The organism is Streptomyces sp. AHA2, from assembly GCF_036857595.1.
Taxonomy (GTDB): Bacteria; Actinomycetota; Actinomycetes; order Streptomycetales; family Streptomycetaceae; genus Streptomyces.
Genome location: NZ_JAUQWJ010000002.1, coordinates 222,197 through 246,245 on the forward strand (window position 1 = coordinate 222,197; position 24,049 = coordinate 246,245).

The 24,049-nt window shown below is 72.7% G+C and carries 25 protein-coding genes; 8 read left to right on the forward strand and 17 right to left on the reverse strand.

Annotation, left to right across the window (positions count from 1 at the left end):
• Window positions 1–36: 36 nt before the first annotated feature.
• From Q5694_RS04840 to Q5694_RS04850, 3 genes are all read right to left on the reverse strand, one after another.
• Window positions 37–1,005 (reverse strand): hypothetical protein, encoded by a 969-nt coding sequence (locus Q5694_RS04840; RefSeq protein ID WP_333930755.1) that lies wholly within the window; start codon window positions 1,003–1,005, stop codon window positions 37–39.
• A 165-nt stretch (window positions 1,006–1,170) separates the two neighbouring features.
• The gene (locus tag Q5694_RS04845) at window positions 1,171–2,175 is read right to left on the reverse strand and encodes a zinc-dependent alcohol dehydrogenase (RefSeq protein WP_333930756.1); all 1,005 of its coding nucleotides are present in this window, start codon (window positions 2,173–2,175) and stop codon (window positions 1,171–1,173) included.
• Window positions 2,176–2,236: 61 nt separating this feature from the next.
• A complete protein-coding gene (locus Q5694_RS04850) occupies window positions 2,237–3,400 on the reverse strand; it encodes a mandelate racemase/muconate lactonizing enzyme family protein (protein WP_333930757.1) in 1,164 nt (387 codons plus the stop codon).
• A gap of 246 nt (window positions 3,401–3,646) precedes the next feature.
• Between Q5694_RS04850 and Q5694_RS04855 the strand changes: the two genes are divergently transcribed.
• Window positions 3,647–4,621, forward strand: a complete 975-nt coding sequence (locus tag Q5694_RS04855) for an SCO2400 family protein (RefSeq protein ID WP_443040816.1) — start codon at window positions 3,647–3,649, stop codon at window positions 4,619–4,621.
• A 542-nt stretch (window positions 4,622–5,163) separates the two neighbouring features.
• Here the strand turns inward: Q5694_RS04855 and Q5694_RS04860 are convergent.
• Entirely contained in the window at window positions 5,164–5,613 is a 450-nt protein-coding gene (locus Q5694_RS04860; protein ID WP_333930759.1) for a MarR family winged helix-turn-helix transcriptional regulator, read from the reverse strand.
• A gap of 102 nt (window positions 5,614–5,715) precedes the next feature.
• Here Q5694_RS04860 and Q5694_RS04865 point away from each other — a divergent pair, with 102 nt between their 5' ends.
• The 3 genes from Q5694_RS04865 (at window position 5,716) to Q5694_RS04875 (ending at window position 8,284) form a co-directional block, all read left to right on the forward strand.
• Window positions 5,716–6,738, forward strand: coding sequence for an NADP-dependent oxidoreductase (locus tag Q5694_RS04865; RefSeq protein ID WP_333930760.1), 1,023 nt, complete (start codon window positions 5,716–5,718; stop codon window positions 6,736–6,738).
• Window positions 6,739–6,834: 96 nt separating this feature from the next.
• The gene (locus Q5694_RS04870; RefSeq protein ID WP_333930761.1) at window positions 6,835–7,254 is read left to right on the forward strand and encodes an organic hydroperoxide resistance protein; all 420 of its coding nucleotides are present in this window, start codon (window positions 6,835–6,837) and stop codon (window positions 7,252–7,254) included.
• Between the two features lie 202 nt (window positions 7,255–7,456).
• Entirely contained in the window at window positions 7,457–8,284 is an 828-nt protein-coding gene (locus Q5694_RS04875; RefSeq protein WP_333930762.1) for an EI24 domain-containing protein, read from the forward strand.
• On the opposite strand, the gene Q5694_RS04880 is transcribed toward Q5694_RS04875, so the two are convergent.
• The 3 genes from Q5694_RS04880 to Q5694_RS04890 all read right to left on the reverse strand — a co-directional run bounded on the left by Q5694_RS04880 (window position 8,235) and on the right by Q5694_RS04890 (window position 11,635).
• A complete protein-coding gene (locus Q5694_RS04880) occupies window positions 8,235–9,467 on the reverse strand; it encodes a pyroglutamyl peptidase (protein ID WP_333930763.1) in 1,233 nt (410 codons plus the stop codon). The genes Q5694_RS04875 and Q5694_RS04880 overlap by 50 nt on opposite strands.
• Before the next feature lie 296 nt (window positions 9,468–9,763).
• Complete coding sequence (locus tag Q5694_RS04885; protein ID WP_333930764.1) at window positions 9,764–10,738, reverse strand: aldose epimerase family protein; 975 nt, start codon at window positions 10,736–10,738, stop codon at window positions 9,764–9,766.
• Between the two features lie 15 nt (window positions 10,739–10,753).
• Window positions 10,754–11,635 (reverse strand): SGNH/GDSL hydrolase family protein, encoded by an 882-nt coding sequence (locus Q5694_RS04890; RefSeq protein WP_333930765.1) that lies wholly within the window; start codon window positions 11,633–11,635, stop codon window positions 10,754–10,756.
• A 255-nt stretch (window positions 11,636–11,890) separates the two neighbouring features.
• On the opposite strand from Q5694_RS04890, the gene Q5694_RS04895 reads away from it, so the two are divergent.
• Window positions 11,891–12,385 (forward strand): DUF3145 domain-containing protein, encoded by a 495-nt coding sequence (locus Q5694_RS04895; protein ID WP_333930766.1) that lies wholly within the window; start codon window positions 11,891–11,893, stop codon window positions 12,383–12,385.
• Window positions 12,386–12,523: 138 nt separating this feature from the next.
• Here Q5694_RS04895 and fabF read toward each other — a convergent pair whose 3' ends face one another.
• From fabF to fasR, 5 genes are all read right to left on the reverse strand, one after another.
• Complete coding sequence (gene fabF / locus Q5694_RS04900; protein WP_333930767.1) at window positions 12,524–13,795, reverse strand: beta-ketoacyl-ACP synthase II; 1,272 nt, start codon at window positions 13,793–13,795, stop codon at window positions 12,524–12,526.
• Between the two features lie 86 nt (window positions 13,796–13,881).
• Complete coding sequence (locus tag Q5694_RS04905; RefSeq protein ID WP_003989952.1) at window positions 13,882–14,130, reverse strand: acyl carrier protein; 249 nt, start codon at window positions 14,128–14,130, stop codon at window positions 13,882–13,884.
• An 81-nt stretch (window positions 14,131–14,211) separates the two neighbouring features.
• Complete coding sequence (locus Q5694_RS04910; RefSeq protein ID WP_333930768.1) at window positions 14,212–15,213, reverse strand: ketoacyl-ACP synthase III; 1,002 nt, start codon at window positions 15,211–15,213, stop codon at window positions 14,212–14,214.
• Between the two features lie 15 nt (window positions 15,214–15,228).
• Window positions 15,229–16,158, reverse strand: coding sequence for an ACP S-malonyltransferase (locus tag Q5694_RS04915; protein WP_333930769.1), 930 nt, complete (start codon window positions 16,156–16,158; stop codon window positions 15,229–15,231).
• A gap of 89 nt (window positions 16,159–16,247) precedes the next feature.
• Window positions 16,248–17,453, reverse strand: coding sequence for a fatty acid biosynthesis transcriptional regulator FasR (gene fasR / locus Q5694_RS04920; protein WP_333930770.1), 1,206 nt, complete (start codon window positions 17,451–17,453; stop codon window positions 16,248–16,250).
• A gap of 62 nt (window positions 17,454–17,515) precedes the next feature.
• Between fasR and Q5694_RS04925 the strand changes: the two genes are divergently transcribed.
• On the forward strand, window positions 17,516–18,217 hold the full coding sequence (locus tag Q5694_RS04925; RefSeq protein WP_333931293.1) for a pirin family protein: 702 nt from the start codon (window positions 17,516–17,518) through the stop codon (window positions 18,215–18,217).
• Here Q5694_RS04925 and Q5694_RS04930 read toward each other — a convergent pair.
• On the reverse strand, window positions 18,214–19,029 hold the full coding sequence (locus Q5694_RS04930; protein WP_333930771.1) for a serine hydrolase domain-containing protein: 816 nt from the start codon (window positions 19,027–19,029) through the stop codon (window positions 18,214–18,216). The two genes, Q5694_RS04925 and Q5694_RS04930, sit on opposite strands and share 4 nt — an antisense overlap.
• An 18-nt stretch (window positions 19,030–19,047) precedes the next feature.
• Window positions 19,048–19,518: a GNAT family N-acetyltransferase gene (locus Q5694_RS04935; protein ID WP_333930772.1), complete on the reverse strand. Its 471-nt coding sequence runs from the start codon at window positions 19,516–19,518 to the stop codon at window positions 19,048–19,050.
• Between the two features lie 96 nt (window positions 19,519–19,614).
• Between Q5694_RS04935 and Q5694_RS04940 the strand changes: the two genes are divergently transcribed.
• Together Q5694_RS04940 and Q5694_RS04945 are read left to right on the forward strand one after the other, a co-directional pair.
• Complete coding sequence (locus tag Q5694_RS04940) at window positions 19,615–20,079, forward strand: MerR family transcriptional regulator (protein WP_333930773.1); 465 nt, start codon at window positions 19,615–19,617, stop codon at window positions 20,077–20,079.
• Complete coding sequence (locus Q5694_RS04945; RefSeq protein WP_333930774.1) at window positions 20,076–21,089, forward strand: aldo/keto reductase; 1,014 nt, start codon at window positions 20,076–20,078, stop codon at window positions 21,087–21,089. The genes Q5694_RS04940 and Q5694_RS04945 overlap by 4 nt, the downstream gene beginning before the upstream one ends.
• Window positions 21,090–21,173: 84 nt before the next feature.
• Here the strand turns inward: Q5694_RS04945 and Q5694_RS04950 are convergent, their stop codons facing one another.
• From Q5694_RS04950 to Q5694_RS04960, 3 genes are all read right to left on the reverse strand, one after another.
• Window positions 21,174–22,034: a DUF4429 domain-containing protein gene (locus Q5694_RS04950; protein ID WP_333931294.1), complete on the reverse strand. Its 861-nt coding sequence runs from the start codon at window positions 22,032–22,034 to the stop codon at window positions 21,174–21,176.
• A 66-nt stretch (window positions 22,035–22,100) separates the two neighbouring features.
• Window positions 22,101–23,309, reverse strand: a complete 1,209-nt coding sequence (locus Q5694_RS04955; RefSeq protein ID WP_333930775.1) for an alpha/beta hydrolase — start codon at window positions 23,307–23,309, stop codon at window positions 22,101–22,103.
• A gap of 73 nt (window positions 23,310–23,382) precedes the next feature.
• Window positions 23,383–24,015, reverse strand: coding sequence for a TetR family transcriptional regulator (locus Q5694_RS04960; protein ID WP_333930776.1), 633 nt, complete (start codon window positions 24,013–24,015; stop codon window positions 23,383–23,385).
• Window positions 24,016–24,049: the final 34 nt, after the last annotated feature.

The following is a 24,049-nucleotide window of genomic DNA, read 5'->3' on the forward strand; positions in this document are numbered from 1 at the left end:
GCTGTGTCGTCTTTTGTAAGGCCAGTTTCCGGAACGTTATGACGAGATTTCGAACCGTTGCAGTGCGCCGGGCAGTCGGGAGCCGAGGGGCGCCATGTCGCCGTCGGCGCCGTGCCGGGCCAGGAGGTCCAGGGCGAGCCGGCCGCGCCGCACGCGTTCCTTCGCCGTGGCCAGCGTCAGCTCCCGCATGTGGTGCCCGTACGGGTAGATGCCGGGGGCCTTGGACAGGCCGAACTTCAGATACAGCGGGGCGCCCCGCCTGATGAGTTCGGCGACCTCGTACATGCGGACGTAGCCGCCGAGGTCGTCGGGGGCCTCGATGTACATGTCCATCGGGGCCGCCGACACCCGCCGGATCTCCGTGAGGTGATCCAGCGTCAGATCGCTCGGCACGTTGACCGAGTCGGCTCCGAGCCGCTCGTGGACCGCGTACGCCGCCGGGTTGACGGGGCCGATGAGCGCGCTCACCTTCAGCGTGGTGTCGGCGGGGAGGATCCCGGCGACCCGCGCCCGGTGCAGCGTCCACAGCACGCCCTCGTCGGCGACCAGCAGGCACTTCACGCCCAGCTCCGTGGCCCGCACCGCGTCCTCGACACAGCCGGCCACGGCGTCGTGGCCGCGGGCGCGCAGCCCGGCGCCGCGCGAGTCGGTGCGGGTGGACCCGCCGATGTCCCAGGTGCCGCGCGGGCCGGTGAACAGGCAGAGTTCGATGTCGCGTTCGGCCGTCGCCTCCACCATCTCGGTGATCTCGGCGTCGGTCAGCATCCACACGCCGCTGCCCTGGCTGATCCGGTGGATCGGCACGTCCAGCCGGGAGGCCTCCTTCAGTACCACCGCGAGCGCCTCCGGGCCCTCGCACGAGGGGATCTCGGTGCGCCACCGGCCGCCGCCGGGGAAGGTGTGCGGCGAGGCGTCGGCGGGGTCGGGGGCGGGCGCGTTCAGGCCCAGTGCGGTGAGCGCCTGCTCACCGGGCCTGCGGGCGGCCGGGGCGGAAGCGTCGGTCACAGGAGAGTCCTTCGTGTTCGATATGTCGGACGAGGTTCGCGGCTCTGGGTACGGCACGCCGGCGCCGGATGCGGCGACCCCGGGCCGAGGGCGGGCGGGTCCCGGCCGCGCGGCTGGTGTACGCCGGTACGGAGGCCGTCAGGTCGCCCCCGTACCGGCGTACGGCTAGGGGCGGAGCAGCACCTTGCCCACCTTCGGGTCGCCGGCCCCGACCAGCTCGATGGCCTGCGGGAACTCGGCGAGCGGCAACTCGTGCGTCACCAGCGGCAGCGGGTCGAGCAACCCCGCTGCGAACACCCGCACCGTGTGCGCCCAGGCGTCCGGCGGCGCACCGAAGACGGTGTGCACCTCCAGCTGCCGTACGACGAGGTCGGTCGGGTCCAGGCCGTCGGCCCCGGACGCCGGGATGCCGGTCAGGACCAGCCGGCCGCCGCGCCGCAGCAGGCCGGCGGAGATCCGGGCGGCGTCCGCGGACCCGGCCGTCTCGATCACCACGTCGACGTCGTCCGGCAGGTCCTGGTCCTTGGCGCGGAAGTCCGTCGCCCCGTACTGCCGCGACAGCGCCTCCCGGTCCCGGCGGGTGCCCACCACCAGCAGCTCCCCGGGCGAGGTCGCCGCCAGGAACTGCACGGCGAACATCCCGAGCGTGCCGGTGCCGACCACCGCCACGCGCTCGCCGGGCCGGGCACCGGCCTTGAGCGCGGCCGCCGCGACGCACGCCGCCGGCTCCAGCAGGGCCGCCGCCGTGAGGTCGCAGTCGTCCGGCAGCACGTGCAGCAGGCGCGCCGGGAGGGTCAGGGTCGCCGCCATCGCGCCCGGCTGCGTGAACCCGGTCTCCTCGTACCCGGCCGAGCACAGGGTCGTCTCCCCGGCGTGGCAGCGGTCGCAGACCTGGCAGTTGCGGAAGCCCTCCCCGACCACCTTGCGGCCGACCAGGGAGGCGGGGACGTCCGCGCCCACGGCCTCCACCGTCCCGGACCACTCGTGGCCCGGGGTGAGCGGATAGCGCACATAACCCTCGGGGCGGTTGCCCTGGTGGACCTCGCGGTCGCTGCCGCAGATCCCGCAGGCGTGGACCCGCACCAGCGCCTCACCGGCCGCGGGCCGCCGGGGCTCGTGCGGGACCAGGCGGTGCTCGCCCGGGGCGTCGATCACTACCGCGGTGCTCACGTGGCTCCTCCGGTCGTCGCAGGTCTCCGGGGCCGGCACCGGGGCGCCGGGAGCGGGACGGTCACAGGGTGCCCTTCGGCTTGCGCTGTTCCCAGCCCTCCGCCCAGAGGTCGAAACGGGCCTGCTGCTGCGGGAACTCGGCGGCGGCGTCCACGTCCAGCTCCACGCCCAGACCCGGGGCGTGGGAGAGGTGGAAGCAGCCGTCCTCCGGGTTCACCTGCGGGGCGCCCTTGACCACCTTCTTGATCTCCGCGTCCGCGAAGTCGTTGAAGTGCTCCAGGATCTTGAAGTTCGGGGAGGTGAAGCCGACCTGGAGGGAGGCGGCGGTCAGCACCGAGCCGCCCACGTTGTGCGGGGCGACCAGCATGTAGTGGGTCTCCGCCGTCGCGGCCAGCTTCCGGGTCTCCCAGATCCCGCCGATGTGGCCGACGTCCGGCTGGATGATGTCGACGGCCTGGCTCTCGAACAGCTCACGGAACTCGATCCGGTCGTGGATGCGCTCACCGGTGGCGACCGGCATGTCGACCTTGGCGGCGACCTTCTCCAGCGCCTTGAGGTTCTCCGGCGGCACCGGCTCCTCCAGCCACGCCGGGTTGAACGGCGCCAGCTCCCGGGCCAGGCGCACGGCCGTGGCCGGGGAGAAGCGGCCGTGCATCTCCAGCATCAGCTCGGCCTCCGGGCCGATGGCGTCCCGGACCGCCTCGATCAGGGAGACCGCGTACAGGGTGTCCTTGTGGTCCAGCTCGAAGTGGCCGGTGCCGAAAGGGTCGATCTTGAGCGCCCGGTAGCCGCGCTCCATCACGCCCTGGGCGGCCTTGTGGTACGCCTCCGGGGTCCGCTCGGTGGTGTACCAGCCGTTGGCGTACGCCTTGACCTTGTCGGTGACCCTGCCGCCCAGCAACTGCCAGACGGGGACGCCCAGCGCCTTGCCCTTGATGTCCCAGCAGGCCATCTCGATCACCGCGATGCCGGACATCACGATCTCGCCCGCGCGGCCGTAGTCGCCGTACTTCATGCGCTTGACGAGGTCCTCGACCGCGAACGGGTCCGAGCCGAGGATGTGGTTGGCCTCCGCCTCCCTCAGGTAGCCGAGGAGGGCGTCGGTGTGACCCAGCATCCGGGTCTCGCCGACTCCGGTGATCCCCTCGTCGGTGTGCACCTGGACGTACGTCAGGTTGCGCCACGGCGTCCCGACCACGTGTGTGCTGATTCCGGTGATGCGCACGGCGGTTGTCCTCGCTGCTTCGTCGGCTCGGTTTCCGTCAGTTTCCCCCGCGTGCCGTGGTGTTCGATATTTCGGCACGCGTTCGAAATGCTGGCGTGACAGTAAGGACGGTCCGGCAGGGGTGTCAATGGGTCGCGCGCATAACGGTTTCGACAGATTCGAAACCCCGGGGAGGGACTGTCCGCACAGAACCTTCACGGCTGCTTCCAGGAACACGACCCACGCGGAATCTAACCTTCCCGCGTCATGGACTACTGCGACCCGTGCCGACGGCACCTCAACGGCGCGCTGGCCTGCCCGGGATGCGGCGCCCCGGCCCAAGCGCTGCCGCGGCACGACCCGCGGCCCGGGACGGCGTACGCCCTCACTCCGTCCCACGGGGAAGGCGCGCACGGGTCTCACGGCCGACGTCCCGTTCCCCGGGGCATGTCGGCCGACGGCCGCGTCCGCACCGGGAGCGGCGGCGAGCACGACGGCGGGCCCGCCGGACGGTACGACGGCCACGTGGAGGAGCACGCCGACGGGTACGACGACGGCCGGGACAGCGCGTACGACGAGGACGGCGGTGACGCGTACGACGAGGACGGCGGCGACGGCGGTCATGGTGGTCAGGGCGGTGACGAGGGCTCCCAAGGTCCCTCCGGGCGGGCCGCCCGGCGGCGCGGGCGCGGAGCGGGATCCGGCGCGGACGGCCCGGGCGGTGCGAGCCGCCGGGACCGGAAGGCCGCGGCGCACCGGCGACGGCGGCGCCGGACCCTGTTCGTCGTCGCCGGGTTCGTGCTCGCGGCGGGCGGGCTGAGCCTCGCCGAACTGGGCATGGACGCCCCGGACTCGGCACCGAGACCGGCGGCCGCAGGCGGGGCGTCGGCGGACGGCGGCGCGTCGGCGGAGGTCGGGCGGGCGGGCGCGGAGACGGGCGGTCCGGACGCCACGTCCGGTGCCGCGGCCGCGTCGGCCTCCCCTTCCGTGGATCCGTCGGGCTCGGCGTCGCCCTCGCCGTCCGCGAAGGACGAGGCGTCGAAGTCCCCGGGCGGCGAGCCGTCGAAGGAGGCCCAGACGGGGCCGGCGGGCAGTACTGCCCCCGGCAGCCCGGCGTCCGGCGACACGGCTGCCCCGCCCGCCCCGGCACCGACCCCGTCGTCGGACCCGACCACCGAGGCTCCGAAGCCGGAACCGTCCCCGTCACGGCCGTGCAAGCGGTTCCTGTGGTGGTGCACGTAGAACCCACCGCCCGCCCCACCCCCCCGAACGCGTCACACACCCCCGCCGCCCGCCCTGCCTCTCGGCCGGACTCACGTCCCCGCTGCCCGACGTATCCCCGAACGCGCCACACACCCCCGCCGCCCGACCGGCTCTCGGGCGGACCCACGCCCCCGCCGCCCGACCGGCTCTCGGGCGGACTCGCGTTTCCGTCGCCCGACCCATCCCCCGCACGCGCCCACACGCGCCGCCGCCGCGCCGGTTCCGAGGGGGACCCGCGCCTCCGCTGCCCGCGTCGGAACCGGCGGACCCACGTCCCCGCGCTGGCCGACCCGGCTCCTGGGCGGGCCTGTCTCCCCGCTGTCCGCCTCGGCTCCTGAGCGCGCCTTCCCCACCGCCCGGCCGGCTCCGAACGCGCCCGCCTGCCGTCCGCCCCGAATTCCGCCCCGGCTCCCGCAGCGCGCTCGCACTCCCGCCGTCCGGCCCCGGCTCCCGGGTGCGTCCGGGTTCCCCGCCAGGCCCTCCTGGCGCGCCGGTGCGGGCCGCGGCGGGACCGCCCGGGCTCAGCCCAGCATGCTCCGCAGCGCGTTCCGCAACGCGACCCGCTCGTCCTCGGAGAGTCCCGCCAGGGGCTCACGGGCGAACCGCAGGGACTCGCGCAGGCTCCTGGCCACCCGCCGACCCTCCGGCGTCGCGGCCGCGACCTTCACCCGGCGGTCCGACGGATCCGGCCGCCGCTCCACCAGGCCCCGCGCCTCCAGCCGGTCCACGATGCCGGTGACGTTGGACGGCTCGCACTTCAGTCGCCGCGCCAGCCGCCGCATCGGCAGCGGCTCCAGACACAGCAGGCTCAGCAACCTCGCCTGCGCGCCCGTCAGGGCGTGCTCCGCCGCCGCCGACTCGTAGTCCTCGTGGAAGCGCGCCACCACCTCGCCGATCAGCTCGACGACCTCGAGGGTGAGCGGGTCGGGCCGGCCGGCGGGATTCCTGGTGGTCGACGTGGGGGAGGCCATGCCGCTCAGGGTACCCGTTTGTTTGACAAGCTGAAATATTCAGGAGCATGGTTGTTTCAGGTACTGAAACGTTCGCTTCCCGCACGTGAGGACAGGCGCACCATGACCGACACCCCCACCCTCCCCGCCGTCAGCCGCGAGTGGCACCTGCTGAGCCGTCCCGTCGGCTGGCCGAAGCCGGAGGACTTCGCCCTGGTCGAGGCGGAGGTCCCGCAGCCCGGTGAGGGCCAGGTCCTCGTCCGGAACACGTACCTCTCCGTGGACCCGTACATGCGCGGCCGGATGAGCGCCGCGAAGTCGTACGTCGCCCCGTTCGAGCTGGGCAAGGTCATGCAGGGCGGCGCGGTGGGCGAGGTCGTGGCCTCGAACGCCGAGGGCCTGTCCGTCGGCGACCACGTGCTGCACTTCTTCGGCTGGCGCGAGTACGCCGTGGTGGCCGCCAAGAACGCCGTGAAGGTGGACGCCGACGCCGCGCCGCTGTCGACGTACCTGGGCGTCCTGGGCATGACCGGCCTCACCGCCTACGCGGGTCTGCTGCGCACGGCCGCCTTCAAGGAGGGCGACGCCGTCTTCGTCTCCGGCGCCGCCGGGGCCGTGGGCGGCCAGGTCGGGCAGATCGCCAAGCTGAAGGGCGCCTCGCGGGTCATCGGCTCCGCCGGGTCCGCCGAGAAGGTGAAGCTGCTGGTCGAGGAGTACGGCTTCGACGCCGCCTTCAACTACAAGGACGGGCCGGTGGGCGAGCAGCTGCGCGCCGCCGCCCCCGACGGGATCGACGTCTACTTCGACAACGTCGGCGGCGACCACCTGGAGGCCGCGATCGGCTCGCTCAACCAGGGCGGCCGGATCGCCGTCTGCGGCATGATCTCCGTCTACAACGACACCGAGCCCGCCCCGGGTCCGCGCAACCTCGCCCGTCTCATCCAGACCCGCGGCCGCATCGAGGGCTTCCTGGTCGGGGACCACTACGACCTGCAGCCGCAGTTCGTCCAGGAGGTCGCCCCTTGGGTCGCCTCCGGCGAGCTGAAGTACCGGGAGACCGTCGTCGAGGGCATCGAGAACAACCTCGAGGCGTTCCTCGGCGTACTGCGCGGCGACAACACCGGCAAGATGATCGTCAAGCTCTGACGTCTTCCGGCGGGATTCCGGCATGCGGTAACTTGTTTCCGAATCCGTCCCGGCCCGGGCGCGAGCCGCGGCGGACGACCGAAGGAACACAACCGCATGCCGATCCAGCAGTCCGACGTCCTGTACACCGCCGTCGCCACCGCCGAGAACGGGCGCGACGGGCGGGTGGCCACCGACGACGGCAAGCTCGACGTCGTCGTCAACCCGCCGAAGGAGATGGGCGGCAGCGGCGCCGGGACCAACCCGGAGCAGCTGTTCGCCGCCGGCTACAGCGCCTGCTTCCAGGGCGCGCTCGGTGTGGTGGCCCGCCAGGAGGGCGCCGACCTCACCGGTTCGACCGTCACCGCGAAGGTGGGCCTGGGCAAGAACGGGGACGGGTTCGGGATCATCGTCGAGATCTCGGCCGACATCCCCAAGGCCGACCGGGGCACCGCACGGGCGCTGATCGAGAAGGCGCACGAGGTGTGCCCGTACTCGAAGGCGACGCGCGGGAACATCACCGTGACGCTCGTGTGAGGACGGTCGTTGCGTACGGGGAGGCCGCACCCTCGGACGTGGGGTGCGGCCTTCCGCCCGTCTCGACGGGGGCCCGGGGCGCGTCGGCGCCGACCGGACCCGAGGCCCGCGGACCGCGCGGTGCCCGGCTCCGGCGGCCCGTGACACCGGTGTGACCGGAGCGCGTCAAGCCTGGGACGGCGACCCGGATAGGGTCGTGCCCATGCGCGATCTGGGGACGGGATTCCGGTACTTGCTCAAAGGCCAGCGATGGGTGGCCCGGCACGGCAGGCAGTACGGCTTCGGGCTGCTCCCGGGCCTGATCACCCTCGTCCTGTACGCAGCGGCGCTGGTGGCGCTGGCGCTGTGGGGCGAGGACGCGGTGGGCTGGGCGACGCCCTTCGCCGACGACTGGTCGAGCTCGTGGCGCGGCCTCTTCCGCGGTCTGCTCACCGGCGTGCTGTTCGCCCTCGCCCTCCTCCTCGCCGTCGTGACCTTCACGGCCGTGACCCTGCTGATCGGCCAGCCCTTCTACGAGAACCTCTCCGAGAAGGTCGACCGCGACGTCTCCCCGGACGGGCACGCGCCCGAGTCGGGCCTGCCGCTCTGGCGGGAGTTGTGGATCTCCGCCCGGGACAGCCTGCGGATCGTCGTGCGGGCCGCCCTGTGGGGCGTGCTGCTGTTCGCGTGCGGATTCATCCCGGTCGTCGGGCAGACGGCCGTCCCGGTGATCGGGTTCTTCGTCACCGGGTTCTTCCTCACCGAGGAACTGACCGCCGTCGCCCTCCAGCGCCGCGGCGTCGAACTGCGCTCCCGCCTCGGGCTCCTGCGCGAGCGCAAGACCCTGGTCTGGGGCTTCGGCACCCCCCTGGCCGTGTCCTTCCTGGTGCCGTTCGTCGCGGTGTTCCTGATGCCGGGCGCGGTCGCGGGCGCCACCCTCATGGCGCGTGACCTGCTGGGCGAGGAGATCACCGAGGGTGGCGGCAAGGACGGCCGGGCCGTTACGAGTTCTCCGCAGCCACCGTCAGGATCCTCCGCACCTGGGCGATGATGTCCAGCCGGTTGCGCACGAACTCCGGGTCGGTGACCCCGGTGGTGTTCCCGGCGCCGAACTGCAGCACCGGGGTGTGCACGTGCCCGCCCGGCAGCCGGTCGTGCAGCCCCAGCCGGTCCCGCAGCAGCGTCGCCCGGTAGGCGATCTCGTTGGACAGGTAGTCCCCGCCGCCGCCCGCACGGGCGGTCGAGCCCGGCGTGGGCCCGCCGGGGCGGACGACGGGCTCGGTGCCGCCCGCCGGGATCTCCGTGACACTCGTGTTGTCGTAGACCGGGAACCGGCCCGTGTCCGCGGCGACGATCGCCGCGTGGGGCAGGGTCGTCGTCGTCCACTGCGGCTGCGAGGCGGGGTCGCTCACGGGCACGGTCTCCGTGCGGCCGACGTTCTCGTTGTCCCCGAAGCCGCCGCGCCAGGCCCCGTTGGTCCGCTCGATGTCGAACCGTCCCACGCGGCCCTGGCTCACGGTCGTGAACAGGTCGACCTCCGGCAGGTGCGGCCGCAGCGCCCGCTCCACCGTGCCCTCGGTGAAGTCCCGCCAGCGCACCGGGAACACGGCCGTCTCGATCCGGGCCGGCCCGTTTGCCGTCTCGACGACCGTGCCGTCGAGGGCGAGCGCGGTGGCGCCCGACGGATTGGAGATGCGGACGTCCCGGTCCAGCGTGAACGGGTCGAAGCCGGTCAGCAGGATCCGCTTCAGCCCCGTGCCGTGCGGATACCGGACGGACGTCTGGCCGCGCGAGGTGCGCTCCAGCTCCTTCAGCAGCGCGGCGCGTTGTTCCTCCGTCAGGCCGAACCGCGGTGTCCAGGTGCGCACCTCACGCGTCATGCCGAGCCGTGCCCAGTACAGCGGCCGGTCGTCGTCCCGGCTCAGGTCCCCGCCGGCCGGACCGCGCCCCTGCGCCCGGTCCACGGCCCGCCGCCACAGCTCCGTGCCCTCACGGGTGACGGCCCGCCGGGCCTGCGCGTAGGTGCGGGCCGTCTCCAGTGCCCGGGCCAGCCGCGGGGCGACGGTGCCGAAGCCGGAGCGGTGCAGGATCTCCTGCGGGGCCGCCCGGTCCAGCCGCTGTTCCTCGACGGTGGGGGAGGGGGCCGTCCCGGCGGCGCTCGCCCCGGCGGGGACGGTGAGGCCGGTCAGCAGGGCGAGGCCGAGGACGCCGAGGCGAACGCGTATGGAGGTCAAGGGGGTTCGGGCCTTCCGTCGCGGTGGGGGTGCGGACGGCCGCAGTATCGCGTGACGTTGGTGGCCCACGCCATGGGGCGGGCCGGGAGTCCGTGCGGCGGTCCGCATCGCACGGTGACCGGCAGGGGACCGCCAGGTCCGGATTGTGAAGGGTTCGTACGGGATCGGGGCCGGGCGCCCGATCACCGGCCGCGGGACCACCGTGGGGATTACCGTCGGGTACGGGACGAGTTCCCCATCGGGCAGCCCCGGTCCGGGACCTGACCCCCGGACCGGGGCGGGCGCCCGCCCGGGTCCTACCGCACGCCGAAGCGGTACACGCTCTCCGAGCGGAACACCTCGCCCGGCCGCAGCACGGTCGACGGGAAGTCCGGCCGGTTCGGCGAGTCGGGGAAGTGCTGCGTCTCCAGCGCGACCCCGTCGCCCGGCGCGAACGGCCCCGTCAGGTGGTCACCGGTGTACAGCTGGAGACCCGGCTCGGTCGTCGCCACCGACAGCACCCGCCCGGACACCGGGTCGTACAGCTCGGCGGCCTCGGCGGGAGCGGGGGTCACGCCCTTGTCCAGCACGAAGTTGTGGTCGTAGCCGGTGCCGGTCCTGCGCCCCTCGCGGAAGTCGAAACGCGTGCCGGTCACCTCCGCCGGGTCACCGTCCGGGATCAGCTCCGCGTCGACGGGCGTGTACCGGGAGGCGGCCAGCCGCAGTTCGTGCCCGCCCGCGTGACCGGAGCCGGCCAGGTTGAAGTAGCTGTGGTTCGTCAGGTTCACCACGGTCGGCGCGTCCGTCACCGCCTCGTAGGCGATCCGCAGCGCCCCGCTCCCGTCGAGCGCGTACGTCGCCGAGACCTCCAGCCGCCCCGGGAACCCCTCCTCGCCGTGCGGACTGGTCCGCGACAGCCGCACGCCGTGCCGCCCGTCCGCCTGCGCGTCCCACACCCGCTTGTCGAAGCCCCGCGCCCCGCCGTGCAGCGAGTTCGGCCCGTTGTTGGGCTCCAGCGCGTACGTCCGGCCGTCCAGGACGAAGCGCCCGCCGGCGATCCGGTTGGCGTACCGCCCGATCAGGGCGCCGAGGTAGGGCTCCGGATGGTTCAGATAGCCGTCGAGGTCCCCGAACCCCAGCACCACGTTCCCGGTGTGCCCCTCCCGGTCCGGCACCTCCACGCACTGCACGATCCCGCCGTACGTCAGGACCCGCACCCGCACGCCCGCCCGCTCCAGCGTCCAGCGGTACACCTCGGTGCCGTCGGAAAGTGTGCCGAAGAGTTCGTTCATGTGCGGAAGCTTAGGTCAGGGGCGTTTCGCCGTGACGGTGCGGTAGGCGATCTCCGCGAGGCGCGCCTGCCCGTTCACACTCGGGTGGAAGTAGTCCCAGCGGCTCAACTGGGCCGTGCCGAAACGGTAGTCGTACACCGCGCCCCCGTCGTGGCGGCACCGCTCGTCCTCGGCGCAGACCTCCTCGAGGACCTTGTTGTAGTCCTCGACGCGCTCGGACACCGTGTCGCGCCGCCGATCCGCCTCCGCGTCCAGCCGGTCCGCGTCCCCCAGCATCGACGGGCAGATGCCCAGCTTCCACACCTGCTTGCCCACCGGGCTGGTGCGGCCCTCGGACCACAGCCGCTTCAGGTTCGGCACGCTCGCCACGAACACCTGCGCCTTCGGCAGGGCCTTGCGCAGACTGCGCAGCGCGTCCTCGAAGTCGGCGCGGAAGGCGGAGACCGGGGTCATCGCCGAAGGCGTGGCCCGGCAGGCGTCGTTCGCCCCGACCATCACCGTCACCAGCTGCGGCTTCCGCCGCACCGCCCGCGCCATCTGACCGGGCAGGTCGGCCATCCGCGCCCCCGTCACCGCGTAGTTCCAGCTCCGTTCCGCCGCACCGGCGCGGCCCAGCAGCCGTACGGCGAGCGAGTCGACCTCGGTACTGGCGCCGGTCGCCCAGGACGCCTCCGGACAGTCCGACAGCACGTCGCACGCGTCGAACCCCCGCGTGATGGAGTCCCCGACGGCCGCGACGGAACGCGGGCTGGGGTCCCACGAGGGCGTCCGCTCCGGTGACGGCCGGGCGCTCCGGGACGGGGCGGCGGCGTCGCCCCCCACGGCGTCACACCCGGTGACACCGACCACGGCGGCCACGACCACGGCCAGAACGCCCCGGTGGCCTCGCATCCGCATCCCTGCTCCATCCCCTCGCCGAGTGGTTCCCGCCCTCACCCATGACAACGCACGGGGGTTCCCGGCCCGCCGGGTGCAACGGCTCACACCCGTACAAGCGTCCCCCTGGGTGAATGGCGGGAGTTTCCCGGCCTCGGGACCGACCGTACGTCACACTCCTTGCGCCGACGCACGGTAGCCTCGCCATCAACGTGACCCGCCCGGTCACAGCCGTTCGCCCGTTCGCAAGATGTCCCGCTCTGCCCGGAGGTTCCGGTGACGACACGTGGAGTTCTGTACGTGCACTCCGCGCCGCGCGCGCTGTGCCCGCACGTCGAGTGGGCCGTCGCCGGGGTGCTCGGCACACGCGTCAGCCTGGACTGGATCCGGCAGCCCGCCGCGCCGGGCACCTGGCGCTCGGAGTTCTCCTGGCAGGGCCAGGCGGGCACGGCGTCCAAACTGGCCTCCGCGCTGCGCGGCTGGCACCTGCTGCGCTTCGAGGTCACCGCGGAACCCTGCCCCACCGCCGAGGGCGAACGCTACAGCTGCACCCCCGACCTGGGCATCTTCCACGCCGTCACCGGCATCCACGGCGACATCCTGATCCCCGAGGACCGCCTGCGTGCGGCCCTGCAGCGCAGCGGTCAGGGGGAGACCAAGCTGGAGGCCGAACTCAACAAGCTGCTCGGCAAGCCCTGGGACGACGAGCTCGAACCCTTCCGCTACGCAGGCGAAGGCGCCCCGGTCCGCTGGCTGCACCAGGTGGTGTGAACGCCTTCAGGGGCGCACCCTCAGGGGCGCGGGGAACTGCGCGAACACCCCCGCCGGCCGGCACCCGGCACAAACGTCACACGAACGGCGAATGGCCCGAACTTCCCCCAGGGAGTCCGGGCCACTCAACGCTCAGGATCAAACCGTCCGGAACGCCAGCACCACGTTGTGCCCGCCGAACCCGAACGAGTCGTTCAGCGCGGCGATGCGGCCGTCGACGGGCAGCTTCCGGGCCTCACCCCGAACGACATCGGCGTTCGCCTCGGCCTCCGGGTCCAGGTTCTCCACGTTGATCGTCGGCGGAGCCACCCGGTGGTACAGCGCGAGCACCGTCGCCACCGTCTCGACACCGCCCGCGCCACCGAGCAGATGCCCGGTCATCGACTTCGTCGCGGACACCGCGATGTGGTCGGCGTCGTCGCCGAACACCTTGCGCAGCGCCTTCAGCTCGGCGATGTCACCGGCCGGCGTCGACGTCGCGTGCGCGTTGACGTGCACGACCTCGGCCGGGTCCAGGTCGGTGCGCTCCAGCAGGTTCTGCAGGGCGTGCGAGATGCCCCGGCCCTCCGGCTCCGGCTGCACGATGTCGTGCGCGTCGGCGGAGATGCCCTGGCCGACCGCCTCGGCGTACACCCGGGCACCGCGCTTGGCGGCGTGCTCGGCGGACTCCAGGACCACGACACCGGCGCCCTCACCGAGGACGAAACCGTCGCGGGCGACGTCGTAGGGGCGCGAGGCGCCCTGCGGGTCGTCGTTGTTCTTGGACATCGCCATCATGTTGCCGAACGCGGCGATGGGCAGCGGGTGGATCGCCGCCTCGGTGCCACCGGCGACGACGACGTCGGCGCGGCCGGTGCGGATCATCTCGATGGCGTAGCCGATGGCCTCGGCGCCGGAGGCACAGGCGGAGACCGGCGTGTGCACGCCCGCGCGGGCGCCCACGGCCAGGCCCACGTTGGCCGACGGGCCGTTGGGCATCAGCATCGGCACGGTGTGCGGGGAGACGCGGCGGACGCCCTTCTCCTTCAGCACGTCGTACTGGTCGAGCAGGGTCGTCACGCCGCCGATGCCGGAGGCGATGACCGCGCCGAGCCGGTCGGGGTCGACGTTCGGGTCCTCGCCGGCCTTCGCCTCGAAGCCGGCGTCCTTCCACGCCTCCTGGGCCGCGACCAGCGCGAACTGCGCGGAGCGGTCCAGCCGGCGGGCCTGCGGCCGCGGGATGACCTCGGTCGGCTCCACGGCCACCGGGGCCGCGATCCTGACGGCCTGGTCGGCCGCCCAGTCCTGCTCCAGGGGCTTCACGCCGGACTTGCCGGCGATCAGGCCCTCCCAGGTAGAGGCTGCGTCGCCACCCAGCGGTGTGGTTGCGCCGATACCGGTGACGACCACGGTGCGATTGGTCGAGCTCACGGGAATTCTTTCTCCAACGGATCCGAGGATTAAGCGGCGCCACCGCCGGGTGGCGGGGCAGTCAGCCCAGGGACCTGATCGATCGATCAGCCCTGGTGCTTGAGGATGTAGTCGGTCGCGTCGCCGACGGTCTTGAGGTTCTTGACGTCCTCGTCCGGGATCTTGACGTCGAAGCGCTCTTCGGCGGCGACGACGACCTCGACCATGGACAGCGAGTCGACGTCCAGGTCGTCGGTGAAGGACTTGTCCAGCTGGACGTCCTCAACCGGGATGCCGGCGATCTCGTTCACGATCTCGGCGAGACCGGCGACGATCTCTTCCTGAGTGGCGGCCATGTTGGCGCTCCTTCGTAGATATCCAGAGGGTGTGGCAGGTGGTACGCACCGTCCCGGACCGCATGATCCGGCACGGAGTGCCTAGGGGAGGGTAACGACAGTCGCTGCGTAGACGAGACCCGCCCCGAAGCCGATGACGAGCGCGGTGTCGCCGCTCTTCGCCTCGCCGGTCGCCAGGAGCCGCTCCATCGCGAGCGGGATCGAGGCGGCCGAGGTGTTGCCGGTGGTGCGGATGTCACGGGCGACCGTGACGTGCTCCGGCAGTTTCAGCGTCTTCACCATCGAGTCGATGATCCGCACGTTGGCCTGGTGCGGGATGAAGACGTCCAGGTCGCCCGCGGTGATCCCGGCCGCGTCCAGCGCCTGCTGGGCGACCTTCGCCATCTCGAACACGGCCCAGCGGAACACCGCCTGGCCTTCCTGGGTGATCGCGGGGAACTTCGCGACCGCTCCGTCGCGGTAGTCCGTCCACGGCACGGTCTGCTTGATGGTCTCGGACTTGTCGCCCTCGGAGCCCCACACGGTCGGGCCGATCGCGGGCTCCTGGGACGGGCCGACCACGACCGCGCCCGCGCCGTCGCCGAACAGGAAGGCCGTCGCGCGGTCCTCCAGGTCGGTCAGGTCGCTCAGCCGCTCCACGCCGATCACCAGCACGTACTCCGCCGAACCCTCGACGATCATGCCCTTGGCGAGGGTGAGGCCGTAGCCGAAGCCCGCGCAGCCCGCCGAGATGTCGAAGGCGGCGGCCCTGTCGGTGCCGAGCTTGTCGGCGATCTCGGTGGCGACGGCCGGAGTCTGCTTGAAGTGCGACACGGTCGAGACGATCACGCCACCGATCTGCTCGACGGAGATGCCAGCGTCCGCGATGGCCTTGCCGGACGCCTCGATCGACATCTGCGCGACGGTCTCCTCGTCGGAGGCCCAGTGCCGCGTCTCGATGCCGGAGCGCGAGCGGATCCACTCGTCGGAGGACTCGATCGTCTCCAGGATCACCTCGTTCGGCACGACCCGCGTCGGCCGGTACCCGCCGACCCCCAGGATCCGCGCGTACGGGGCGCCCTTGCTGGGCTTGATCTTCGCCATGCTCCGGGCTCCTTGTCAGGCGTGCTCGGCGATGAGCTCGCGAGCAGCGTCCAGGTCGGCGGGGGTCTTCAGCGCCAGCGTCTTCACACCGGGCAGGGCGCGCTTGGCCAGGCCGGTCAGCGTGCCGCCGGGGCACACCTCGATCAGGGCCGTGACGCCGAGCTCCTTGAAGGTCTCCATGCACAGGTCCCAGCGGACCGGGTTGGCGACCTGGCCGACCAGCCGCTCCAGCACCTCGGTGCCGGCGGCGACGGTCCGCCCGTCCTTGTTGGAGACGTAGGCGAGCGCGGGGTCGGCCGGCGTCAGGGCCTCGGCCGCCTTGGCCAGCGCGTCGACCGCGGGGGCCATGTGGTGCGTGTGGAACGCGCCGGCCACCTTCAGGGCCACGACCTTGCGCACGCCCTCGGGCTTGTCCTCCGCCAGCGCGGCGAGCTCCTCCTTGGTGCCGGCCGCGACGATCTGGCCCGCGCCGTTGATGTTCGCCGGCGTCAGGCCCAGCTTCTCCAGGTGCGGCAGCGTCACGTCCGGGTCGCCGCCCAGGAGCGCGGCCATGCCCGTCTCGGTGACGGCGGCCGCCTCGGCCATGGCCAGACCACGGGTGCGGACCAGGCGGAGCGCCTCCTCGTGCGGGAGCACCCCGGCGAGCGAGGCCGCGGTGATCTCGCCGACGCTGTGCCCGGCGATGGCACCGACCTTGCGGGGCAGGTCCGCCGGGTCCTCGAACAGCAGCGACGCGGACGCCAGTCCGGCCGCGACGAGCAGCGGCTGCGCCACCGCGGTGTCGCGGATCTCCTCCGCGTCGGCCTCGGTGCCGTAACGGATCAGGTCGAGGCCCGCGGCGTCCGACCAGGCCTCGAGGGCACCGCGGACACCGGGGAGGTCGAGCCATTCGGTCAGGAAGCCGGGCGTCTGGGCGCCCTGGCCGGGAGCGACGAGTACGAGCACTCTCACACTCTCTCTTGGGTACGGGCACGGCCGCCCGTGGGGACAGGGACGAAGAACACGAGGGGGTTTTGTCGAGCCCCGACAAAACCTTAGGGCTGGAGATCTCCATCGACCAGACGCCCCAGGATCAGCGCGATCCGCAGGGTGAAGGCAGAGCGTACATCGGAAGGCGACCAGCCGGTGACGTCAGTCACACGTCGGAGCCGGTAGCGGACGGTGTTGGGATGCACGAACAGCATCCGGGCGGCGCCCTCGAGACTGCTCGCCTGTTCGAGATAGACGCTGAGCGTCTCCAGGAGCGCCGCCCCGGCCTCCTCCAGCGGTCTGTAGATCTCCTCCACCAACTGCTCGCGGGCGGAGGGGTCGCCGGCGATGGCCCGCTCCGGGAGCAGGTCGTCGGCCAGGACCGGGCGCGGGGCGTCCTGCCAGGCGGAACACGCCTTGAGGCCCGCCGCCGCGGCCTGCGCGGACCGGGTCGCGGCCTGCAGGTCGGGCACCACCGGTCCGGCCACGACCGGTCCGGCCGCGAACGGTCCGATGAGCGACTTGGCCACGGCCAGCGGGTTGTCGCTGCCGCCCGCGATGACGACCAGCCGGTCGCCGAGCACGCCGGTGAGCACCTGGAGCTTGGCGTGCCGGGACGCCCGCCGTATGGCCTCCACGGTCAGCTCGCTGTCCCCGTCGGGCGCCGTGCCGAGCACCACGCACACGTGCTCGGGCGAGTTCCAGCCGAGGGCGGCGGCGCGCGACACGGCGCCCTCGTCGGCCTCGCCGCTGAGCACGGCGTTCACCACCAGGGACTCCAGCCGCGCGTCCCAGGCACCGCGTGCCTCGGCGGCCTGCGCGTACACCTGGGCCGTGGCGAAGGCGATCTCCCGGGCGTAGACGAGCAGCGCCTCGCGCAGCACGCTCTCGTCGCCCGGTGCCGCGACCTCGTCGATCGCGGACTCCATGACCTCGATGGTGGTGCGCACCATCTCCACGGTCTGGCGCAGCGTGATCGCCCGGGTCAGCTCGCGCGGCGCGGTGCCGAACACGTCGGTGGAGATGGCCTGCGGGGCGTCCGGGCGCCGGAACCACTCGGTGAACGCGGCGATGCCCGCCTGCGCGACCAGACCGATCCAGGAACGGTTCTCCGGGGGCATGGCCCGGTACCAGGGCAGCGTCTCGTCCATCCGCGCGATGGCCTGCGCGGCGAGCGATCCTGACGACTTCTCCAGCCGCTTCAGCGTGGCGGAATGCGGGTGGAGGTCGGACGCTGCGGCCGGGTTCTTGCCGGTTTCGGGTTCGGGCACGGGGACAAGACTGCCTCATCCGGACGGGGCGGTGCGCCGCCGGGTCTACCGTGGACGGCGTGATGGACGTCAGGCGCGCCGACCGGCGCTACCAGGGAGGGGATGCGGCCGCCGGCATCGACAGCCGGCACGCCTTCTCCTTCGGCCCGCACTACGACCCGGACAACCTCCGGTTCGGCGCGGTGCTCGCGTGCAACGAGGAGCGGCTGGCACCGGGCGCCGGGTTCGACGAGCACCCGCACAGTCACACGGAGATCGTGACCTGGGTGGTGGAGGGCGAGCTCACGCACCGGGACTCCGCCGGGCACGAGTGCGTCGTGCGCCCCGGCGACGTGCAGCGGCTCAGCTCGGCGGGCGGGGTACGGCACGTGGAGCGCAACGACGGCTCCGGGCCGCTGACGTTCGTGCAGATGTGGCTGGCCCCGCTGCGGCCCGGCGGCGAGCCGTCCTACGAGGTCGTCCGCGGCATCGCCGACTCCACGCCGTACGCCCTGCCCCAGGCCGGGGCGATGCTGCACGTGCGGCGGCTCGGGGCGGGGGAGCGGACGGCGGTGCCGGACGGGGCGTACCTGTACGTGCACGTGGTGCGCGGCACCGTGCGGCTGGACGGCGAGGAGCTCGGCGCCGGGGACGCGGCGCGCATCACGGGCGCGCGGGGCCTGCAGGCCGAGGCCGTCACCGGGGCCGAGCTGCTGATCTGGGAGATGGCTGACGCCGCGAGGCCGCCCTCCGGGCGACGGCGGGAATCGTCAGACAGCCCCTAGAGCTCCGCGCGCACCGCGTCCGTGAACACCGGCCACGCCTCGATCGCCCAGGGGCCGAACGCGCGGTCCGTCAGCGCCACGCAGGCGGCACGCGCCTCGGGGTCGACCCACAGGAACGTACCGGACTGGCCGAAGTGCCCGAAGGTGCGCGGGGAGGACGACGAGCCCGTCCAGTGCGGCGACTTGGAGTCGCGGATCTCGAAGCCCAGCCCCCAGTCGTTGGGGTTCTGGTGGCCGTAGCCCGGCAGGACGCCCTTGGTGCCCGGGTACTGCACGGTCATCGCCTCGGCGACCGTACGGGGATCCAGCAGCCGCGGCGCCTGCAGTTCGGCGGCGAACCGCAGCAGGTCCTCCAAGGTGGACACCGCGTCCTTGGCCGGGGAGCCCTCCAGGGACGTCGAGGTCATGCCCAGCGGCTCGAGCACCGCCTGCCGCAGGTACTCGGCGAAGGGGATGTCGGTCGCCTCGGCGAGGTGGTCGCCGAGCTGCTCGAAACCGGCGTTGGAGTACAGCCGCCGCTCCCCGGGCGGAGCCGTGACCGCGTGCTCGTCGAAGGCGAGGCCCGAGGTGTGCGCGAGCAGGTGCCGGACCGTCGATCCGGGGGGACCCGCGGGCTCGTCGAACTCGATCGCGCCCTCCTCGTAGGCGACGAGCACCGCATAGGCGGCCAGCGGCTTGGTCACCGAGGCGAGGGGGAAGCGCTGCCCGGCCGGGCCGTGGGTGCCGAGGACGGTGCCGTCCGCCCGGACGACACCCGCGGCGGCGGTGGGAACCGGCCAGTTCTCGATCAGCGCGAGGCTCTTGAGCGACATGCCTGCGAGCCTAAGCGCTCACCACGTGAGCTCCAGCAAGGGGTCGGGCCTGGGCCGGAAGCCGAGGGAGACGTACAGCGGCAGGGCCTCCGGCGAGGCGGTGAGATGCACCCGCCGGGCGCCGCGCTCGCGGAACCACTCCAGCAGGGTGGTCATGCACGCCCGCGCGTACCCCCGGCGCCGGGCACCCGGGTCGGTGGCGACGCTGAACACGAAGCCGACCAGGCCCTGCGGGTCGCCCGCCTTGCCGATGCGGTAGTCGATCGTCCCCGCCACCAGGGACGCCAGCGCCCCGGCCCGTTCCGGATGGTCCACGACGAACGCCGCGAAGTCCCCCTCCTCGTCGCCCAGCCGGGCCCTGAGCGTGGGCAGCGACGTCTCGTGCCATCCGGTGGACGGATCACCGGAGAACAGCGAGTCGATCATCACTTGACGCAGCCGCAGGACTTCCTCGGCGTCCGCGGGCACGGCACGGCGTACGGCACTCATGACGCGTACGCTAACCAGCCGGATCGGCGGGCGTCCTGCCGATTTCCTGCCGTCGGCGCTTGCTTGGAGCGCACTCCAAGGTTCTAGCGTGGGGCCATGACGGTGATGGAGACCACGGGGACCGGCACCGACCTCTGTGCCGGCCCGCCGCAGCAGAACCGGCGCCCGGACGGCCAGGACCGCTACACGATCAGCGAGGTCGTCGGCCTGACCGGCCTGACCGCCCACACCCTGCGCTGGTACGAGCGCATCGGCCTGATGCCGCACATCGACCGATCCCACACCGGCCAGCGCCGCTACACCAACCGCGACCTCGACTGGCTCGACCTCGTCGGCAAACTCCGGCTGACGGGCATGCCGGTGGCGGACATGGTCCGGTACGCGGAACTGGTCCGCGCGGGCGACCACACCTACGGCGAGCGCTTCGAGCTGCTGCGGACGACCCGCGAGGACGTCCTGGCGAGGATCGACGAACTGCGGGGCACACTGGCCGTGCTGGACCGGAAGATCAGTGTCTACGCGGACGCCGGGCGGTCCCCGGCGTCGGAGGGGTCTCGATGACGGACGGCAGGATCACCACGGCGAAGCTCGGCGCGGACGGCCCCGAGGTGGGCGTCCAGGGCCTCGGCTGCATGGGCATGAGCTTCGGCTACGGCCCCGCGGACGCGGACGCGTGCCGCGCAACCCTGGAACGCGCCCTCGAACTGGGCGTCACCCTCTACGACACCGCCGACGCCTACGGCGCCGGTGAGAACGAGCGGTTCCTCGCGCCCTTCTTCAAGGCACACCGCGACGAGGTCGTCGTCGCGACCAAGTTCGCCCTGTCGATACCGCCGGACGAGCCGACCCGGCGCATCGTCCGCAACGACCCGCCCTACATCCGCCGGGCCGTCGAGGCCAGCCTGAAGCGCCTGGACGTCGACGTCATCGACCTCTGTTACATGCACCGGCGGGATGTGAACGTGCCGATCGAGGAGAGCGTCGGCACGATGGCCGACCTGGTGCGCGAGGGCAAGGTCAGGCACCTCGGCCTGAGCGAGGTCACGGCCGGTGAACTGCGCGCCGCGCACGCCGTCCACCCCATCGCCGCCGTGCAGTCGGAGTGGTCGCTGTTCAGCCGGGACATCGAGGCACAGGTCGTCCCCGCGGTGCGGGAACTGGGCGCGGCGCTCGTGGCGTACTCGCCCCTCGGCCGTGGCTTCCTCACCGGCTCCTTCGCCCGGGCCGAGGAACTGCCGGCCGACGACTTCCGCCGTCAGCAGCCCCGCTTCACGGGCCAGAACGCGACCGCCAACGTCACCCTGCTGGAACTGATCCGCTCGGTCGCGAAGGCCCACGACGCCACCCTCGGCCAGATCGCCCTGGCGTGGGTCCACCGGCGGGCCGAGGTCCACGGTCTGCCGGTCGTCCCGATCCCCGGCACCCGCAAGCCGTCGCGGGTCGAGGAGAACACGGCGGCTTCCGGGATCGAGCTGACGGACGAGCAGCTGGAACTCCTGGACGGCATCGCGGCCCAGGTGACGGGCAACCGCCACGCGGACATGGCGTTCGTCTCGGCGGGCAGGGAGTAGGGCAGCGCTCCCTCAGGGGCGCGGGGAACGGCGCGACCGGCCACAGGCGACCCGCACCGGCCGGCGCGCGGCGCCCCGCAGACGCTAAAGCTCCGCCAGCAACTCGCTCTTCTTGACCGAGAACTCCTCGTCCGTCACCAGCCCGGCCTGGTGCAGCTCCCCGAGATGCCGGATCCGCTCGGCGATGTCTGCCGGGTCACGCCGCGCTCGGGCCGCGGGAACGGCGGCCACCGGGTCGGAAGTCCGCACCGCCGCCAGCACCGCCGCCGCGAACGGCAGCGACTCGTGGACCGGCCCGTACCCCAGCCCGAACACCACCGCCGCCGGATCCTGGTCGGCCTGCGCGGGGGTGACGGCCGCCCCGTCCCGCCGCAGCAGCCGCAGATGGCCCTCGAACACCTCGGGCGAGCGCCACTCGACGCCGCTCAGCTCGCCCACCGGGAAGCTCTGGTCCCCGGCCTTCCACTTCGCCGACGACGCGCCGGTCCAGAACCAGCGGAAACTGACGGTCCGCCCGTCGAAGGCCGCCTTCCCGTCGTACGCCTTGAACGACGACGGCCCCTGCGGCGGCTCCACGAGGAACCGGTCCGCCGGTCCGGACTCCGGCAGCAGCGCCTTCAGTTCCTGGGCGTAGTACTCCGCGAGCACCTCGCGCTCGGCGGGCAGCACGAGCCGGTAGGGGTCGCAGCTCTCCTTCAGCTGACCGGCGGCCGCCTCCGTCAACGGGTCGGCCCCGGGGCGCGGTTCGATGCGCAGCACGACCGTGCCGCGCTTGCCGCGCGTCAGCGACACCCCGGCGATCGCCTCCAGCGGCACACGGCGCTCCCCGAGTGCCTGGAAGAGCCTGGGTGTGCGAATCCCCCGTTCGTAGCGGATGAGCACGGAGTCGGACTCGAACTCCCAGGCGGCATGAAATCCGGCCAGTACGTCACCCATGCGGCTCATCGTATGCGGCACGCGCTCCTCCGTCCCCCTCCCGAGCAGACCGCCGTTCCTTCGCCTCTACGCGCGTCAGGCCGCCGCCGCGCCGGACAAACCGGTACGGCAGCCGCCGTCTTCGTGCGCGCAGTGCACCGAGCGGTATGCGCCGACGCCGATCTCTGCAAAATTGAACAGACTTGCCGTTCCCGGCTCGAAGTAGCCGGCGTGACCCTTCGCGCCCGCCGCCGACAGCACCCGCGCGCCGAACCCGGAGGACACCGGGTCGGCCCCGTGGCCCAGTCCGCCCAGCTCCAGGTAGGGCACGTCCTGGATCCAGTCGTCGGCGTCCCGCATCGCCCACACGCGGGCCGCGGTGCGCAGTTGGGCGGCGTTCTCCACCCGCATGCCGGGGCTCCCGGCGACCGCGATGTCGGACACCCGGCCCGGCAGCCGGTGTGCGGCGACGCCGCACACCACCGAGCCGTAGCTGTGGCAGAACAGCGAGACCGGCGCCCGGCCGGGCAGCGCCCGCACCAGCGCGTCCAGCCGGACCGCGCCCTCCTCGGCGCGCATCGCGGTGGCCGAGTCGATGCCGAGTCCGCTGGGCGCGGTGTAGTCGGCCCAGGCGATCACGGCGGTGCGGGTCGAGGGACTCGCCTGCCGCTCGGCGTCGTACAGGGACCGGGCCATGCCGACCGGTGCCGAGTACTTGCGGTGTGTGCGCTGGAAGGTGAGCAGGTCGGTGTCCACGCCGGGCACGACGACCGAGACCCGGTCCGCCCGGCGCAGGTCGCCGAAGACCTCGGCGACCCGGCCCGAACCCGCCGGGTCGAAGGCCAGGATGCGGCGGCCCTTCTCCAGCAGGTCGTCGAGCCGGTTCATGCGGCGCCCGGCGTCCTGCTGCCCGGCCGGTGTGAGGCGGTCGTCGTGCAGGCGCTCCCGCTCCACCTCGCGTTCCTCGGCGAGCGCGATCCGGTTGGCGCGGTAACGCAGCTCGACGGGTGCGCCGTTCATGTTGCCGACGGCGAGCGGGTACCTGCGGGCCAGACCCGCGCGCTCCGTCTCGCTGAGCGAGGCGAAGAAACGGGCCAGCTTTCCCGGCGCGGACCCCGGGTCGGGCAGCCGGTGACCGCCGATGCGGCCGTGCTCCCACGCGGAGAGCGAAGCCTGCAGGGGGGTGTCGCCCCGCTGGTTGCGCGAAGCGGTCCAGCCGGTGGTCGCCAGCATCACGAACACCACGGCCAGAGCGAGCAGTGCGCGCCAGACGTTCAGTTGCGGGGAGGCGTCGAAGGAAGTCACTGAAAGGACACACTAGGAGAACGAGAGGGTCTCGCGTCAATCAAGTGACCGGGATCACGTTTTGGCCGGGCCGTCAGGGGGACCGCCCCGGACGCCAGTTCCCGGCCAGTGCCGGGCCCACCTCGTCCAGGTAGGCGGCGGTGAGTTCGCGCAGCCCTTCCACGGTGAGGTCGTCCCCGGTGGACCACAGTCGTTCGGTGACCCGAATCACCCCGCCGAAGAGGGCCACGACGATCCTGGGCCGGGGGTCGGCGTCCACGTCGACACCTTCGCGCTCGGCGATGATGCCGGCCAGTTGCTCCTCCAGCTCGGCCGCCCGCCGCAGATGGACGGCCAGCAGCGCGGGCGTCGACTCGATCACCCGGTACACACGCAGGTGGAGTTCGATCGGCACCAGCTCCGCGACGGCCTCGTGGATCGCGTCCCAGCTCTCCAGGACGGCGCGGCGCAGCGCCTCCAGGGGCAGCTCGGACGGCGGGCGCGCCCGCAGCGCGTCGATGACGACGGCCTCCGCCAGGCGCGGCACGAAGAGCGCCGCCTCCTCCTTGCCGGCGAAATAACGGAAGAAGGTGCGCTGCGACACGTCGACGGCGGCGGCGATGTCGTCGACGGTCGTCTCCTCGTACCCGCGCGTGGCGAACAGCTCCAGGGCGGCTCGCAGCAGCGCGTCGCGTGTGCGCTGCTTCTTGCGCTCGCGCAAGTTCAAGAAAGGTCCTCTCGTGCGCCGTGTTCTCCCAGTT